At 64.6% G+C, this 15,812-nt stretch carries 16 protein-coding genes and 1 pseudogene; 12 read left to right on the top strand and 5 right to left on the bottom strand.

Features of this window, described 5'->3' with window-relative positions; all coding sequences use genetic code 11:
- Positions 1-31: 31 nt before the first annotated feature.
- On the bottom strand, positions 32-613 hold the full coding sequence (locus C1737_RS04975) for a TetR/AcrR family transcriptional regulator (protein ID WP_102417395.1): 582 nt from the start codon (positions 611-613) through the stop codon (positions 32-34).
- A gap of 180 nt (positions 614-793) precedes the next feature.
- Between C1737_RS04975 and C1737_RS04970 the strand changes: the two are divergent.
- The 3 genes and pseudogenes from C1737_RS04970 to C1737_RS04960 form a co-directional block, all read left to right on the top strand.
- Positions 794-1,555 (top strand): annotated as a pseudogene (locus C1737_RS04970) (SDR family NAD(P)-dependent oxidoreductase); the annotation flags it as partial.
- Positions 1,556-1,600: 45 nt separating this feature from the next.
- Positions 1,601-2,533, top strand: coding sequence for an alpha/beta hydrolase (locus C1737_RS04965; protein WP_142393422.1), 933 nt, complete (start codon positions 1,601-1,603; stop codon positions 2,531-2,533).
- A 29-nt stretch (positions 2,534-2,562) separates the two neighbouring features.
- The gene (locus tag C1737_RS04960; RefSeq protein ID WP_102417394.1) at positions 2,563-3,504 is read left to right on the top strand and encodes an NADP-dependent oxidoreductase; all 942 of its coding nucleotides are present in this window, start codon (positions 2,563-2,565) and stop codon (positions 3,502-3,504) included.
- 877 nt (positions 3,505-4,381) lie between these two features.
- On the opposite strand, the gene C1737_RS04955 is transcribed toward C1737_RS04960, so the two are convergent.
- Positions 4,382-5,473, bottom strand: a complete 1,092-nt coding sequence (locus tag C1737_RS04955; RefSeq protein WP_369804361.1) for a MinD/ParA family protein — start codon at positions 5,471-5,473, stop codon at positions 4,382-4,384.
- On the bottom strand, positions 5,470-7,296 hold the full coding sequence (gene eccA, locus C1737_RS04950; protein ID WP_068092439.1) for a type VII secretion AAA-ATPase EccA: 1,827 nt from the start codon (positions 7,294-7,296) through the stop codon (positions 5,470-5,472). The genes C1737_RS04955 and eccA overlap by 4 nt, the downstream gene beginning before the upstream one ends.
- A 222-nt stretch (positions 7,297-7,518) precedes the next feature.
- Between eccA and C1737_RS04945 the strand changes: the two genes are divergently transcribed.
- From C1737_RS04945 to C1737_RS04905, 9 genes are all read left to right on the top strand, one after another.
- Entirely contained in the window at positions 7,519-7,839 is a 321-nt protein-coding gene (locus tag C1737_RS04945; protein WP_233214702.1) for a hypothetical protein, read from the top strand.
- A complete protein-coding gene (locus tag C1737_RS04940) occupies positions 7,836-8,159 on the top strand; it encodes a YbaB/EbfC family nucleoid-associated protein (protein WP_067927705.1) in 324 nt (107 codons plus the stop codon). Before C1737_RS04945 ends, C1737_RS04940 begins: the two co-directional genes overlap by 4 nt.
- 196 nt (positions 8,160-8,355) lie before the next feature.
- Entirely contained in the window at positions 8,356-8,568 is a 213-nt protein-coding gene (locus C1737_RS04935) for a hypothetical protein (protein ID WP_231980229.1), read from the top strand.
- Between the two features lie 10 nt (positions 8,569-8,578).
- Positions 8,579-9,982 carry a hypothetical protein gene (locus tag C1737_RS04930; protein ID WP_102417392.1) on the top strand — a complete coding sequence of 468 codons (1,404 nt, stop codon included), beginning with the start codon at positions 8,579-8,581 and terminating at the stop codon, positions 9,980-9,982.
- Positions 9,983-10,036: 54 nt separating this feature from the next.
- A complete protein-coding gene (locus tag C1737_RS04925; RefSeq protein WP_102417391.1) occupies positions 10,037-10,333 on the top strand; it encodes a PE domain-containing protein in 297 nt (98 codons plus the stop codon).
- 53 nt (positions 10,334-10,386) lie between these two features.
- Positions 10,387-11,457, top strand: a complete 1,071-nt coding sequence (locus C1737_RS04920) for a PPE domain-containing protein (RefSeq protein ID WP_102417390.1) — start codon at positions 10,387-10,389, stop codon at positions 11,455-11,457.
- The gene (locus tag C1737_RS04915; protein ID WP_067927721.1) at positions 11,454-12,266 is read left to right on the top strand and encodes an ESX secretion-associated protein EspG; all 813 of its coding nucleotides are present in this window, start codon (positions 11,454-11,456) and stop codon (positions 12,264-12,266) included. The genes C1737_RS04920 and C1737_RS04915 overlap by 4 nt, the downstream gene beginning before the upstream one ends.
- A gap of 70 nt (positions 12,267-12,336) precedes the next feature.
- Entirely contained in the window at positions 12,337-12,606 is a 270-nt protein-coding gene (locus C1737_RS04910; protein WP_068092423.1) for a WXG100 family type VII secretion target, read from the top strand.
- Between the two features lie 26 nt (positions 12,607-12,632).
- Positions 12,633-12,917 (top strand): hypothetical protein, encoded by a 285-nt coding sequence (locus C1737_RS04905; protein WP_067927725.1) that lies wholly within the window; start codon positions 12,633-12,635, stop codon positions 12,915-12,917.
- A gap of 105 nt (positions 12,918-13,022) precedes the next feature.
- Here the strand turns inward: C1737_RS04905 and C1737_RS04900 are convergent, their stop codons facing one another.
- Both C1737_RS04900 and C1737_RS04895 read right to left on the bottom strand, forming a co-directional pair.
- A complete protein-coding gene (locus tag C1737_RS04900; RefSeq protein ID WP_102417389.1) occupies positions 13,023-15,275 on the bottom strand; it encodes a hypothetical protein in 2,253 nt (750 codons plus the stop codon).
- Positions 15,272-15,619 carry a hypothetical protein gene (locus tag C1737_RS04895; RefSeq protein ID WP_067927734.1) on the bottom strand — a complete coding sequence of 116 codons (348 nt, stop codon included), beginning with the start codon at positions 15,617-15,619 and terminating at the stop codon, positions 15,272-15,274. Before C1737_RS04895 ends, C1737_RS04900 begins: the two co-directional genes overlap by 4 nt.
- Positions 15,620-15,812 lie beyond the last annotated feature (193 nt).

Genomic DNA, 15,812 nt, shown 5'->3' with positions numbered 1-15,812 from the left:
TGCTCGTTTGGATTCGCCGCGCTAATACCTGTCAGGGGCCTTTGTGCAGCGCTTTTACGGCGGTGTCGAGGTCTCGGAGCGCTTGCTGGACAAGCGTGGTCATGGAGTTCCGATTTCCGGGTTGCAGCCAACTTTGGAAGGCATTGGCGAGGGCGAGTGCGCCGAAGTTGGCGGCCAGGTTCGCAACAGGCGGTTTTACCCCGCGCGCGACCAGCGCGTCAGCTATCGCCGTTGTCAGGGCGGCGGCTTTGAGCAGGTCTCGCTCTTTGAGTTCGGGATTGGCGTCGATGACGGCTTGACGTTTGGCCACAAGTTCGCGGCGGTCGTCTGTGAAGCCGGCAGCGAACGCGGTCAGTGCGGCCCCGATCGCTTCCATGGGGCCGGCTTCGTCGGGCGCACCGGCGATGGCGTCGGCGAACATGCCTTGGTAGGCATCCTGGCCGCGGAATAGAATCTCGCGTTTGTCGGCGAAGTGACGAAAGAACGTCCGTTTGGTCAATCCCGCGCGCTCAGCGATCTCGACGACCGTGACATCTTCATATCCACGCTCGGCGAACAATTCCACCGCCGCGGCTCCCAATCGCTGGGCCGCGTTGGGTTCCCACCGACTCATATCCGCATTCTAAAGCGCGAAGACGTAGTGATGACACCAAGTGCCGTACTGATGTAGTGTGATGACACCTGGTGCCGTGTCGCCGGCGCCCGAATACCACCCCTGCGCAGACAGGAACCGGAATGAAAGATCTTCGCGCAGCCTACGGCCAGTACGCACTCGTGACCGGGGGCGTCCTCAGGCATCGGAGAGCAATTCGCACGCCACCTCAGTGCGGCGGGCGTCAACGTCATCTTGGTGGCGCGCCGCAAAGACCGTCTGGACGCCTTAGCCACCGAGCTCTCCCGAGCACATGGCACCGACAGTGTCGTGCTCGCCCTTGATTTACTTGCCGAGGGTGCAGTGGACGAATTGGCCCATCGGGTCACTAATCTCGACATCGGGTTAGTGGTGGCCAATGCCGGCATCTCTTCTGCAGGGCCACTGGTCAACAGTTCGCTTGCCTACGAACTCGACGTCCTCACCCTTGATGCGGTGGTGCCACTGCAGATGGCCTACGTTTTCGGCAATGCCTTCGTCCGGCGGGGTCGCGGAGCCATCGTATTGGTGGCGTCCAGCCTCGACGCCAGCGCCGTGCCCTACGTGGCCAACTACGCCGCGGCCAAGGCGTACATCTCCTCACTCGGCCAGGCGTTGCACTACGAACTGAAAAAAGACGGCGTCGACGTCCTGGTCCTCTCGCCCGGGATGACGAAGACCGAAATCACCGAAAAATCCTTTGGCCTTGACCCCCAGAAGATCAGCGGCCCAAGAATGACGGCGTCGCAGGTTGCCGAGGTGGCGTTGAACAGCCTGGGCGCGCGGGCGCGCGTCATCCCAGGCGTCACCAACAGCACTGGGGATCTTCTGGTCAAACACCTGATTCCGCGATCCCTGTCGGCCAAGATGTTCGGCTGGCTGCTCGGCCGCGCTCTCACCGAGACCGCGCCGCATGGGCCATGAGGCGGAATAGCCTCTACTGCAGAGTATTTCGAGAGGAGTCATCCCTTGCACATTCCCGGCATGCCAGTCGATATTCCTGACGAAATGCTCTCGGCAGTGCTCCGGCCCGAATTCGACACTCTGGCACCGGTCGAAGTCTTCCCCCGGGTAGCGAGTTATTTGGATCGCCCGTACGCCACTCGCATCGGATTTCGGCAACTCACCATGGATCTGCACATCCCGCACCACCCTGCAGCCACACCGGTTCCCGTGATCGTGTACGCACATCCGGGAGGCTTTTTCACCGGCATCAAGCAAATGGGCCCATGGCGATTTCTGCTCGAGGCTGGACTGGCGGTGGCGTCGGTCCAGTACCGGCTGAGCGGCGAGGCCGTCTTTCCTGCCGCGATCCAAGATGTCGCTACGGCCGTGCGCTGGGTACGGACCAACGCGGATCGCTACAGCTTGGATTCTGAGCGCATCGTGGGCTTCGGTTCCAGCGCAGGCGCCTACCTCATCAGCGCGGTTGCGCTTGCCGGAGACAACAGCGACCTGGTGAGCAGCCACGAACCCTACTCGGAAGTGTCCTGCGGTCTGACCGCTGTCGTGGAGCACTACGGACCCACCGATTTCCTCAAACACGATGAGGACGCACACCCCGACGCCATCGAACGAATGCACGGTCCCGACAGCACGCTGGCGCGCTTCTTCGGATTCGTGCCATCCAGCCAACCGCAGGTGGTTGAGCGGGGAAACCTGTGCCGCCTGGCACATCCCGGCGCGCCACCTTTCCTGATCGCCCACGGGGACAGGGATCGTCGCGTCGGCATCGAGCAGAGCCGGCGCCTGCATCGCGCACTCACAGCCGTGGGGGTCCGGGCGGACTTGGTGGAGATCGTCGGCGGCGACCACGGGTCTGCTCACTTCAACGCGGCTCCGCTGCATTACAGAACGTTGGCATTCCTCGAATCTGTTCTGGCAATGCCCCTATCCCGTTGACACACGACACCACTAATCGGAAAACTCACATGCCCACGATGAACCGAATTCAGTACCACCGCTACGGTGGACCGGACGTCATGCGGCTCGAAGGCTTCGAGCCCAGGAAACTCGGCGCCGACGATGTTCTCGTCCGGGTGCGCGCGGCCGCTGCTAACCCGATGGACTTCGGTATCCGAAACGGCGCGATGAAGATGGTGACCGGCCGAACCTTCCCACGTGGGATGGGCTACGACTTCGCCGGCATCGTCGAAGCTGTCGGTGACGACGTGACTCGGCTTCGTGTGGGTGACGAAGTGCTCGGGGGACCGCCGATCAAGTGGTCAGGCGCGTTCGCCGACGTGGTCGTCGCCGAAGAAAAAGGTGTCGTCACGAAGCCCGCCGCCTTGACATTCGAGGCGGCGGCCGCCATTCCCACTGTCGGTCTGACCGCCTACCAAGCCCTGTTCAACGAAGGGAAGCTGCAGCATGGTGAGTCGGTGTTCGTGCACGGAAGCCTTGGGGGAGTGGGCCGCTCGGCGGTACAACTCGCGTTGGCACACGGGGCGGCCGTGGCGGGAAGCTGCCGGGCCGGCTCGGCGGACGAGGCACGCGAGCTCGGTATCGATCCGATCGTCGACTTCGACTTCGATCCCACCGCCCTCACACGCCGATTCGATGTCGTCCTGGACGCCGCCGGCACGTTACCAGTCAGATATGCCCGAAAGATGTTGACACCCAACGGCCGTATCATCAGCGTCAAGCCGAGTCCAGCGGACATGCTCAGGAGCGCCCTGCCTGGCCCATTCCACGTCGTGATCGCCAAGGCAGTCACAACCGATATCGAGGCGGTCGCGAGAGCCGCCGGCGAAGGGGTGCTGCGGCTACCCATCGCCAAAACGGTGCCACTATCGCAAGCAATCTCAGCCCTTACGCAACTCGAACAAAACGGATTCGCCAAGCGGGGCAAGCTCATCATTGTGCCTGGCTGAGCCAGCCAGCCCGCAACACCAGGCCGATCACAGCCGACACAAGCCCGCACCACAGGGCCTGTGGGACGAAAGTCTTGCAACGCAGCCGAAAGGCGACGGGAGGAGCGGTGACTAGCAAGAGGTCAGGCGATGATTCATCTGGTGCAATATGCAGTGCTTAGCCTGACATAATGTCGCTTATCGGCACAACGGCTGCCAGGCAATGAGACCAAGGGCGCTCGCGAACGTGATTCAGATAGACAATCCGTCGCATGCCTACGATTGCCCCGATGCCGTCCCGCGCCGCGAGCCGTAGCTTGTCCGGCCTTCATGTCATGCAACCACGCGGCTGCGTCCGACTGGGTAATCCGGCCGAGCGCCGACCATGGAATGCAAGCGCCCGGATCTGACGGTCCGCCGCTGGCGGCCCCGGTCCACGGCCCCCGACCCTCTCCCCAGTTGGATAACCCAATACGTCACGGTGACGAATTGGCATGGCCCGCTGGGCTATTGGCGATTGCATCTATGGACACAATCTGCCGGTGTGAGCTCATGAAGCTCGGCGAAATCCGGGTTGAACCTTCGCCCCGGCCGGACAGCTCAACGGCCCAGACAAGCCCTCGTTGCACCTCCAACGCGATACGTGGCTCGAGTCCGCCGGCGACGCGTACAGTCCCGACCGGACCCAGGCCGCCGCGGAGCGCTAAAGTCGGCACGGTTCCGAGATCAGCTTGTTAGCCAGCGGCACAACATATTTCGTCACCGTGACGCTTTTCCCGACGAGCGGGGCCCCTACTACGACCGAATCAACGAGTGCCCCATCGGCATCGTGGCCGTCGTGGCCGACGCCACCGTGACATCGCGTATCCGAACGCCCCCCAGCGAGCCAGTTGCTGAGTCAGTCCCGTCGTAGAGCACCCTGGTTCCTGGAACGCGCGCTCAACGTGCTGAAGCCGTCGGCGATCGTTGCAGCCAGCTCCAGGAACGCATGTCGGGTTTGTCGGCTGAGCAGGTCGAAATTGATTTCTGAACCTTCGGCTAGATGGTCGTCGAACGGGATGATGTGCAACGCGCGCACGCGCGGGACGAAGTGGCTGGCCAACAGGTCGACATCCAGCCCCGTGGGTCCGGGCCGCGATGCGCTGAGAACCACGGTCGTCTGCGCCGCCAAATGCCCATAGCCGTTTTGCTCGAGCCAGTCGAGCGTTGCCAACGCGCTGCGCGCCGAGTCGATAGCGGGCGAAGCCACGACCACGATCACATCCGCTTCGTCGAGCACGGCACTCATAGCCGAGTGCACCAGCCCGGTGCCGCAGTCGGTCAAGATGATGTTGTAGAACCTGCGCAGTACGCTGAGCACGCCGCGGTAATCGTTGTCGGAGAAGGCTTCTGAGGTGACCGGATCGCGCTCTGAAGCCAAGAGCTCCAGCCTGCTCGACCCCTGCGAGGTGTGTCGGCGAATATCCGAATAGCGCACGATGTTCTCGTCGAGGAGCACGTCGCGCACGGTTGAGCGCGTCTCGTTGGGCCCACGTTGCGACAGGGTGCCGAAGTCCGGATTGGCATCTACCGCGATCACCCGGTCCCCACGCACGGTGGCCAGAGTGGCACCCAGCCCGATGGCCGTGGTCGTCTTGCCGACCCCGCCTTTCTGGGACAGAACCGCGATGCTGAAGGCCCCCCGCACGGGCTGGTTGATTCGGTCCAGGGTGGCCCGCTGGCGGGCCTGCTCAGCCGATTCACCCGGGTTGATGCCGGTGACCTGATGCAGCTTCTTGCGCCATCCAGCGCGTGGCACCGGGCGGGTCCGGCTGAGCCCCAGTTCGGCGTTGCTGGGCATACGCGCGCGAGGCAGCTCAGGCGGGTTAGCTGACGCAGTGCTGGTAAACGGCGTCGATGCCCGCCCGGTTTGTGGAGCCGGCCAAGGCGGGGTCTGGTCTCCGGCCGAGCGGCCGTTGCCGTCGCGAACGAACTTGTCGGGATGGATCATGGTGACTTTCCGGTCGTTGAGTGAACAGTGAGCAGACCGAGCACCTGCTGCAGTGCCGCTTGCATGTCGGAAAGTTCGATGCGCATCAACGAGGTTTCGTCGAGGTCTTCGATGCTGGCGCCGTGACATTCGGACAGTCGGTATTCGCGTTCGTCCTCGGCGGCCTCGATGACGTTGCGCACGAACCGCGCGTTGCCGACCAGGTCAATGCCGCGCCGAAGTCGGCCAGAGGCGTCGGCGGCCTGACGTTGATGCAGGGCGCGGCAGGCGACAACCAGTTCTTCGTAGGCTTGCGGGGACAACTCGGAGTCGCGCGATCGTGCGATGGCCCGCCCGATGGCTCCCAGCTCGTCGGGACTGTAGGTGCTGAAGCGGATGCGTTTGGTGAACCGCGACGCCAGACCCTCATTGGACGCCAGAAACTGGTCGATTTCATCGTCGTAACCGGCGATGATCACAACCAGCCGGTCGCGGTCGTTTTCCATTCGGGCCAGCAGGGTGTCGACAGCTTCGCGACCGAAGGCGTCACCGCCCGCCAGCCCGGTTTGAATGAGCGAGTAGGCCTCGTCAATGAACAACACACCGTCCATCGCGGAATCGATGGTCGCGGTGGTCTTGATGGCTGTGCTTCCCAGGTGCTGGCCGACGAAATCATGGCGCGCCGCTTCCACGATGGTCGCGGTCTTCAGTAGGCCCAGCCCGCAGTACGTTTGCGCGACGACGCGCGCAACGGTGGTCTTGCCGGTGCCCGGCGGCCCGGTGAACACCAGGTGCAGGCTGCGCGCGGCGGTGCTAAGGCCTTTGTCACCTCGCACTTTCGCCAGCATCGCCGCCGACTTGAGTTTGGCGACTTGCAGTTTGACCTCCGATAAGCCGATCTGCCGATCTAGTTGCTGCTGAGCTTCGCGCAGGTAGTCATGGCCGGGTTCGGTGTTGGCGGAACGGCCGGGGTCGGCGGTGGACGGATCCCACCGGTTGGCCCGCGAGTCGATCTCTTCGCTGGTCGTGACGACGAGCCGGTATTTCGGGTCTGTCAGGGCGGAAGCGTTCGCCTCGAAAGTTGGCTCCTCGCTGTAGATTCGCTCGAAGATGATGCGGGCTTCGTGTTCGTTCCCCATCTCGCGCAGCGTCAATCCCTTGCAGAACTCCGCAGCCCGCCGCGCCGCCGGAATCGGCCCATCGATGGCCTGCTCCAGCCGCCGGATCCCTTCGCCGAACAGACCGAGCTGCGCGCACGCCGAGCCGACCATCAAGTGGGCACCGGCCGCCAGGTACTCATCGGTGAAGGCGGCCGAGTCCTTCAGTGCGGTCAGGACGTCGGGCCAGCGTTGAGTGGTGAAGTGCAGCACGCCGCGGATATAGGCACAGATCGGTTCCGAACCGGGTTCCCCGCCGGGCAGCGCCGCGTGCATCGTTCCCAGCCCGTCGAGCACCCGTTCGGCCTCGTCGTACTCCCGGGAGCTGATCATGCTGGCCGCGTAGGCAAGCCATATCTCGGTCAGGGTGCTCAGTGGATAGTCCAAGAACAGGCCGGTTTGGAATCGGGCCCGCATGGTGCGCGGTGGCAGTCCCAGCCGGCGCTGTTCACGGCCCAACGAGATGGTGCTGCTCCGGTAAAGGTGATAGATCACTTCGGCGGTAACCTCGCCGGCGACCGCACGTCCTAACCAGGCATCGCACATGTCGGGGTCGCATTCGGTCGCCCGCTTGAAAGCCAGCGCCGCATAGCGCAAGTCGCGTTGGGTCTCGAGGCCCTCGATCGGGATGCCGAGCGAAAGCACGCCCGCATCAAACGCCCGCTGCGCATCGCTGGTGCCACTCATCGGCGCTGTCGTGTCTCCTCACTGCGCGTCGGGCTCATGCGGAGAAGGCTCGCTCTTGCGATCGGTGCAGTCAAACACCAAGTGGTAACTTACTTTTCACGTTCCGTTTAATGACCAGGGGAACGTGACCGGCCCCGCCAGTGTACTAAATTCAAAGGGGTACCACGCCACCGCGATGTACGGACAGCGGTGTCGTATCAGTTTCCGGGGGGAGGCTTGAGCGTGGCGCAGCAGCCAGTGCGCTCGCTGAGCGGCACGATATGCGTTCGTACCAATGAACGCGGCCTGCCGGTTGCTCTGCACCTCGACGCGGTCGAACTGAACAAGCCGCCCGAACGACTCGCGGCCGAGATCTTGGCGTTGTGTCGGTTGTCGGCGGCGCGGGCCCAGGTCGCGCGGCGGCGAACATTGGCCGAAATGGGTTTCGGCGCAACGGTGATCCGCGAATTGCACCTGGCCAGCGAAAGTGACCTTGCCCGTGCCGAGCAGGACACCTTCGGCGATACGGAGACGCCTACGGCCGCACGGCGGAGTTCGCTGTGAGCGGGTTGGCCGAAGCAGTCATGGCGAGGCTCGCAGAGCAGCGTGATTTGGTTGCGGCCGTCGACGAACAGATTAAATCGATGTCGGTGCGGGTGACCAGCCGTGACCATAACGTCAGGGTGCGAGTCGACGGATATGGTGCGATGACCGATCTGTGGCTTGGCCCGAGCGCGCACCGGCTTGGGCCCAGTGTGTTGGCCGCGCTCATCGTCGAAACCGCACGCGTCGCGGAGGCTTTGGTGACCGAGCGGTGCAACTACCTGGCGTCCGAGTTGGGCGCCCGTCTAGCACAGCTGCAGCAACAGAAAGTGTCGGATTGATGGGATTTTCCTTTGTGTTGCACCAGAGTTCAAGTTTGCTGACTACCGGAGCCGTTACCGTTTCGTTATATTGCCCTTTGTCCCCTGCCGCACGTGACCACATCAACCGGGAAAGTACCGACACATGAGTGACGTTTTTTCCGCGGCACCCGCCGGTATGGCGGAATTTTCTGCGGTGTCCCAGGCGGCGTCTGAGATGATTACCGCCGCTGGATCGTCCGATTCCGCGGCGATGCTGTCGGCCGCGGCTGCAGCGCTCGGACCGATCGGCGCGACGTACCTCGCGGCGTACGGGCCCGCGCAGGCAAGGAATTTGGCCGCCACGTTGCTCGTCGGCGCGGTACATGCCGGCGTCGGGGCGGCCACCGACGCGTCCAGGGCCGCCATTGTCGGCGCCGACGGCGGGTAGCCAAGCGCCGATGGTCACGTCTTCGTCGCCAACTGATCCGGCGGGCCGGTTCGGGCCGCAGCTCCTGGACTCCGATACGGCAGCGGTTATCGACGCGCAAGAGCAGAATTTGCAGCAGTACTTGAATTTGCCAGTCGATCAAATTCTCGCGCGCCTGGGTTTCCCCTCCTTTGCTGACCCGACCGGTATTGGTGGGACGACACCGTTTGGCGGGGAACCGACGAGCGTGGCGCCGATGGGCCAACAAGCCCCAGCCGCGCCGATCACCCCGATGGATCCGAGCGCGCTGATCCAACCCGTGACGTCGGCGCTGGGAACTTTGGGCAACGGCGCTTTTCAGGGCTTGGATCCGACCCAGATGCTGGGCGGAATCACCAACGCCTTTCAGTCGACCGGCGGGCCTCTGCAGCAGGCGCTCGGGTCGCTCGGCGGGATATGGCAAGGCGTTTCGAGCGGCGCTGCCGTCGACAAGACCACCGCCGCGATCGCCAACGGCAAGCAGGTCGCAGCGCAAGCCGATGCGCTGCGCAGCAGCTTGACCACCGCGACGGCCGACGTCGCGCAGGCGCGATCGCGGCTGATCGAGATCATCAGCGAATTTGAATCCACCTTGGCCGCAATCGGACCCAACATCGTTTTCCCTTGGGGGTGGGCGGCCGCTATTGCCGCGGCCAACCATGCGATTACGTCGACAGCCGAGGTGATGACCCAACTTCAGGCTTCGTTGAGCGCCGAGGCCGCCAAGGTGACCGCCGTCGGAGCGCCGGTCACCGTGACGGCTGCCCCGCAAGTCGCTACGGCTGGATCCGCCGGGACAGCCGCAGCGGGAACGGCGGCCGCAGCCGGCTCGGCCGGCTCGGCCGGTAGCGGGACCAGCGGACTGGCGTCGTCATTGATGTCTGCAGCCCCGCAGGCGCTCTCGTACGGGGCCAGCTCGCTGAGCCAGGGTCTGCAATCGGTGATGCAGGCGGGCAACGCGGCACGCGGCCCGGGGAGTCTGGCTGCCGCTCCGCTGACTGACGCCGCGGCCACCGCGATACATGGAAGCGCCAGGGGCGCAGCGGGCGCCGCCGGTCATGTAGCGGGAGGCGCCGGCGGCGCTGCCACTGCGGCGGCGCGGTCGATCCCCACATCGGCGATGGTGCAGCCACCCAGCGGTACCGCTGCTGTCGAGACAGCAGGAGCGCGGCCCGCGTCGGCAGTGGGGGCGCCCGGCGCGGGCGTGATGGGCGGCGGCAGCCCGATGGCGCCCGGTGGGGCGCGACTCGGTGCTGGGAGCAGCCACACCTCACCGTCGTTTTTGCACACCACGGACCAAGGCGGCGAGATCGTCGGGGACCTGGGAACCGCCGCGCCCGCCGTTATCGGACAATCCGACCCCAATGAGCCACCCGACGTGGCATTGCGAATCTAGGGGCCGCGGCCGTCGAAATGTCGAAACTGCCGATGCACTGGGGAGGAGAACGAAGTGAGTGATAATGCAGCCCTGTCGATTCGGCCCTCGGAGGTGGCCGAAGTTAGCAACCAACTCGCGACGCTGGCTGATCGGATCGAGCGGGTGATCGCCGACGAGACGGCCAACCTGACCGTGACCGCATCGGGTCGCGACGAGGTATCCGAGCGTGTCGCAGCCACTCTCAACGATGTATACCGGTCGTTTGCGGCCGCCGCCGGCCAGGGTGCCAGCCAGTTGCACGACGTAGGTGCGACCCTACGCGCGCAGTCGGGCAGCATCGCGACCTTCGATGGGGACGCGATCACCTAGCCGACTTCGCCCGGGGGAATTGGACGCGCCATTCGGGAAAGGGAGGTCCGGGCGTGGGTTTCACGGATGTGGTGTGGCAATCGCGCAACACAGAGCAGCTTGCCCGCGACCTCACTGACGGCCCAGGACCGGCTCCGGTAGGCGAAGCCGGCGCCTCATGGGAGCGGGTGGCCAGAGAACTCGCCGGTGTGTCAACCGATTTCGACAAGCTGGTCGACCGGCTGCGTGACGCGTGGACCAGCCAGGCCTCTACCGCGGCGGTAGGGCGCTTAGAGGAATTCGGACGGTGGCTGCAAGCACTGGCCCTCAGCGCCGCCACCAACGGCCAGCGCGCCGAAAAAGCCGCCATGGCCACCACCGAAGCTTGGCTGGCGATGCCCAGCGTCCCCGAAGCGCTACAGGCCAAAGCCACGCACGACATGATGGCCTCATTGGCCGCCTACAGCGGCGCGGTACTCACCGGTCGGTTCGCCGAACTCGACGAGGCGGCGACCACAAGCCAGGCCGACGCCGCCGCAGTGATGGCTCACTACGAAGACGCGGTCTCGGATCTGGCCCAACCGTGGGATCAGGCCTCCCCGCCGCAGGTCTCGCGCAACGGCCCGGCGCCGGCCGAGCACGCCCAGGATCGGTCGTCCGGGGCCGGCGGGCGCGCTTCGCCAACCACCGTTTCGGCCCCGCCGCTGGCGCCGATGCTGGCCACCGGCATCGCGCCGACCGCCCAGCCAAAGCCTCTACACCAGAACGGGTTTGCTGCAACGGGCGCGGCCGGCACCGGAGGCACCGCGGCAGGCGCCGGCTATGGGCCCATTGCCGCACTGGGAAGAGCCGACCAGAATCGCGAGTACGAGTCGAGTCAGGCGGGCGAGCCACTCGACGGCGCTGGCGAACCCGGTGCGGGCCTGGGCTACTCGGGGCAGCCCTGGTGGCAGGCCGGCGCATCGAACGAGTCGCAGTTGGCCTCCAGCGTCAGCTGGGTGCCCGATACCTCGGTGTTCGACCAACTGGCGGTCCCAGAGGGACCACCACCTGACACGGTGGCCGACGAGCCGGTGACAGCGCGCATGTTCGATGGCGGCGCGTCCACCCCCGTGATTGGCGTTGACCGAGAGCTACGCCTGTGATCGCCTCGCTGCGCGCGCATCTGGAACTCAGCGATGACGAGCTGATGGTGCTGGCCTCGCGTGCGGGCGTTCAGACGTTGCCCGTAGTGCTCGGTGTGCGGCCTCGCCACGGCACCGCATCCGAGTTGGCAGCGGCAACGCAGGCCGCTACCGCCGCACTCATTGACCGGGAACTACTTTTCGATGATGCGGTGGCGGACGAATTGGTCGGCCCGCTGTGGGCGCTGGAACGGCCCGATCGGGAGCTGGCGATGCGCTTGGTCACCCCGGAGGGCACCGCGCGCGTGACAGTGGTGCGTCGGGGGAAGCTGTGGGCATGGGCGCGGCGCGTGGGCAACGTCGTCGCCTTGCATCTGGGTACGGGCAGGCCGGTGCTGACTGAGGCGATCAAGCCACTGCTGCACCACTTGCCCGCCGCTCCGCCAGCCGACGTCGCCGCGTTCGGCGCTCCGCTGCACGCGGTCAGCGACGCCCTGACCGGCACCCATGACCCGGCCCGGTTGGCCGACCAACTGGCCGCGATAGGCGCGCCGGCGCGCACCGCGATGATGTTCGGCTCCGCACTGGGTTCGCGGCTCGCCTTCGCCGAGATCGTCTGTTACGCACTGAGCTTTGAGGCGGACCGGCTGCTGCGCGGTCCTGCCCCCGTTGGCGTCTTCTGCACCAGGCGTGGCCGCATAGTGGCCGCACCCAGTGTCTCACCAAGTGGCCAGTTGTGGACCACGCTCAAGGGTGGTTCCGACAACGCAATCAAGCAGGCGCTCAGCCAGCTTGTCGAAATTTCGGCTGAGAGGTGGGAGGAGGACTGACAGCAGCAGACAAGCGCCGCAGCATTGCCGCAAGACAGGACAGACATCTCAGAGATCTCAGGAGAGAGCTATGACCACCAGCCTTACGCCGCAGGAGGCCGAGGCCAAGATCGCCCAAGTCGACCAGGCGATGCAGAATGCCAGGGCCTTGGCCAACAACATCCTCGACCGCACCCAAACCATGACCGCCAGTTCCTGGCTGGGTCACAAGGCACAGAGTTTCGGCAACATCATGCAAAACCACCACGAGGACTTCACCGCGGTGATCAACGCCTTGAACCAGGTCGCCGAAACGGGCAAGACCAACATGCGCACCTTCGCCAACCTCGACGCCGAGTAGCAAGCTCTCAACGAAAGGACTTGAGCATGGACACGATTCGCTACGACTACGGCTCCAACTACGACCACTTGGACGCCATTCAATCCAACCTCAACGACGCGCAAGCGTTGCGCGAAGAAGTAGAGAAGGTCTTCAGCGTGCTGTCCACGGTGTATGAAGGCCAAGCCGCCGACGCGCTGCAACAAAAGCATCAGCAGGTTTCGGCGCTGATGGACAACGTGATCAACGACATCACCGCAACCCGCGCCGGCGGTGCCCAGCAGCAGGAAGACACGCGGGCGCTCGACGCGCACCTGGCCGGCAACTTCTGAGCAATCGGCCCACCCGATGTGCCGGGCCCCGTGCAACGCGCGGGCCCGGCACACCCGCGGTGAAATGTCGGAGGGGCAGCGACGGTTCGCTTTTGACGGTTGGGTTTACTTGGCGGGGATGATGGTCCCGCCGTTCATGCCGGTGTCGAACTGGTATTCCCATTGGCCCACATCGATTCCGTACCGGGAATACAGCTGTTTGGTTATCTCCGCTTGCGCACTGAGGTTGCTGACCTGGATGGTCGGGTTGCCGTTGTCGTCGTGGCGGTATGGCGCGAAGGCTGGATCGTTGACGATCGACGGATCCTTCGTCACGAGACCATTGACGATGCTTTGCACGGTGGTGTTGGTGTCGAGTTGATTGGCGGCGTGCTCATTAGGGATGGCATTGCTCGGGTTTTGCACTGCGTTTTGATTGATGATCCCGATGACGTCAGGCTTGATTCCGGGACCGGCGACGTCGATCAGGCTCTTGATCACCGGCCCCGCTTCGGGGATGTAATTCAGCACTGCGCCGGCGGCTTTGTACGCCGAGTCGTAGCTGGCACCGTTGACGGCGGCTTGCCACTGAGCCTTGTAGACATCGCCCTGGTTGAGGGCGGTTTCGGCCGACTGGGTGCCGACTTCTAGTGCGTGCTGCATCTGGCCTGCGGTCTGAGCGTAGGTGTAGGGTGCGTGGCCGCTGCCGTATGCGGTCGCCAGAGCGTTTTCCTGCCCGAAGGTGGCGATGGCGGCATTCACCCCGGCGGTGGGGTTGGTGGCCAGCACCGAGTACATGTTGGCCAGCTGACTGGAGTTGGCGAAATGGCTGACGCCCGGTATCGACTCGGAACCGGCGAATGTGCTGTAGTACGGGGCCAGGTCGCTGGCCAGGTTGACGATCAAGTCCGGGTTCCGCTGCCCGACAGCGGTTCCGGGATCGCCGGACAGATGCAGCAGTTCGTTGGAGTGGTTCGACATGTACTGGGCCACGGTTTGGGCGATCTGGCCGGACTCTGCCGCGCGCACTTCCGATGGGCGGTCGCCGGGGACGGCCACCGCGTCCTGGGAGCTGATATTGAACAGCTGCGAGACCGTCTTACCGTGATCGCTCCATTGATGGTTGAACACGTCCGACAACAGGGTCTGACCGTTGGACCCGGTCAGCTCCGCGGAAACAGCCGCTTTGTCATCGGCGACGGCGGCAAACATTTGTTCGGTCATCGGCGCGTTGGGCTCTTGGCCGCGCCCGTCGACGAAATACAAGGCTTGCTTGTCATTTTCGGCGGCGACCTGACCGCGCAGATACTGTTGCGCCGCGTTGAGGACGCCCTTGTCCAGACCGCTCCCGTGTTTGAGTCCGGGGCTGGCCATGGCCGCAATGGCCGCGTTGGCTTGGTTCGCCCCGACGCCGTTGAGGTTGATGGTGTTATAGCCGTAACCACCAACGAGGGAGAATCCTTCGGTCATCAAGTCGCCACGATTGAGTGCGTCGTACATCTGGTGCGGCAGCAGATTCGTAGCACCGTGGGCGGGGATCGTGCTGTCGCCGGTGACGCTGGCGCTGACGCTGTTGGTGGACAGCAGTTGCAGCGCGTTAGCGACACCTTGTCGCGCCTCGGCCGGCATCTCGTTGAGGATGGTCTCGATCTGTTGCGGCGACTTGCCGTCCAAGGAGCGGGCCAGCGCGTTGATGTATTGCATCTGCGAGGCCGGGATGTCCACTGTGGCACCGGATTGCAGCGCGGTCAGTTGCGCCGGGGTGAGAAGTCCCGCTGCGGTGAGCCGCTGAATCTCGTCGGCGCTGAGATGCCTGGGATCGTTGAGCAGCTGGTTACCGTCGCTTGCGCCTTGGTCGGTACCGAGGGTGGCGGGCTGGATGAACGCCACCTGCAGATCCAGGCGCGCGGCGTTGAGCGCGTCTTTGACTTGGGTGTCGGCCTCTTCGGTGGCGTCGGCGGCGCCGGTGATCTGGATCTGCCACTGTTCCTGAGCGGCCAAGTCGGCACTGGTGGTGAGGTCGGCTTTGGAGACCACCAAGTTCTCCGAGACGGTGAAGCCGGCCTGTTGAGCCCCCGCGATCGCGTTGCGCGCCCGCTGCAATGGCGCATCGATCTGGTGGAAGCCGTCGGTCGCGATCTTCGCGACCCGATCGAGATGATCGACCACGCGGGCGGCGGCTTGTCGATCGGATTCCGCACGGGTCATCGCGGCGTCCGCGGCCACCCCCTGCCAGTGGCCGCCGTTGACATTGGCGACCGCGGATTTGTATCGGTCGAACAGGCTGTCGATCTTTGTGCCCATCGCCGTCCAGGCTTCGCCAATCGCGGTCAACGTCGCCGGATTCCACGCCTCGATCTGGGTTTTGGTCAGGCTCACTTGGCCACCGCGGGAACACTCCAGTCACCGGTGGCATTGGTGTAGGTGGTCATCACGGTGTTCTCGCTGACGTTGCTGTTGTCCGCCTTGCGATATTGATTGGCCACGTCGACCATGATCTTCCCGGTCTCCGACAGTCGCTGCTTCACGGCGCCGACGAGGACGGAATCGATCAGGTCGTGAGCGATGCTGGAGGCTTCGGTGACCGCGGGTTCCATGCCCCCCGGTACCGACAGGTACGGGCCCGCTGCGGGCCCCGTGCGCAAAGCCCCGGCCTCGTTGGCCAGTCCCTGCAATACCGGCCCGAGTCCGGCCAGTCGATCCAGGTCGACGAGCAGCGTCATCGCACTCCCCCATTTAGCCCTGTGACGCGCGCAGGTTACTCGCGGTCAACGATTTGAGTGACCCCGTTACTGCCGGTTAATTCTATGCCGGGTCCGGCCGGCCGGACGCGCGCCGCTGCATTGTTCGCCGAGAATTCGAATTGCCGCAGGGCGGCGTTGTCCGCGGACAGCTGCTCCGGTTATATGTTGCAGC

The organism is Mycobacterium sp. 4858, from assembly GCF_900240975.1.
GTDB lineage: Bacteria > Actinomycetota > Actinomycetes > Mycobacteriales > Mycobacteriaceae > Mycobacterium.
This window is presented reverse-complemented; position numbering and strand designations above follow the sequence as displayed.

Bases quoted from the DNA above. Each gene is read 5' to 3' on its own strand.
- C1737_RS04895 (WP_067927734.1), bottom strand. From the start codon at position 15,619: ATGACGCTGCTCGTCGACCTGGATCGACTGGCCGGACTCGGGCCGGTA.
- C1737_RS04930 (WP_102417392.1), top strand. From the start codon at position 8,579: ATGGTCACGTCTTCGTCGCCAACTGATCCGGCGGGCCGGTTCGGGCCG.
- C1737_RS04975 (WP_102417395.1), bottom strand. From the start codon at position 613: ATGAGTCGGTGGGAACCCAACGCGGCCCAGCGATTGGGAGCCGCGGCG.
- C1737_RS04935 (WP_231980229.1), top strand. From the start codon at position 8,356: ATGATTACCGCCGCTGGATCGTCCGATTCCGCGGCGATGCTGTCGGCC.
- C1737_RS04955 (WP_369804361.1), bottom strand. From the start codon at position 5,473: ATGATCCATCCCGACAAGTTCGTTCGCGACGGCAACGGCCGCTCGGCC.
- C1737_RS04905 (WP_067927725.1), top strand. From the start codon at position 12,633: ATGGACACGATTCGCTACGACTACGGCTCCAACTACGACCACTTGGAC.
- C1737_RS04960 (WP_102417394.1), top strand. From the start codon at position 2,563: ATGCCCACGATGAACCGAATTCAGTACCACCGCTACGGTGGACCGGAC.
- eccA (WP_068092439.1), bottom strand. From the start codon at position 7,296: ATGAGTGGCACCAGCGATGCGCAGCGGGCGTTTGATGCGGGCGTGCTT.
- C1737_RS04910 (WP_068092423.1), top strand. From the start codon at position 12,337: ATGACCACCAGCCTTACGCCGCAGGAGGCCGAGGCCAAGATCGCCCAA.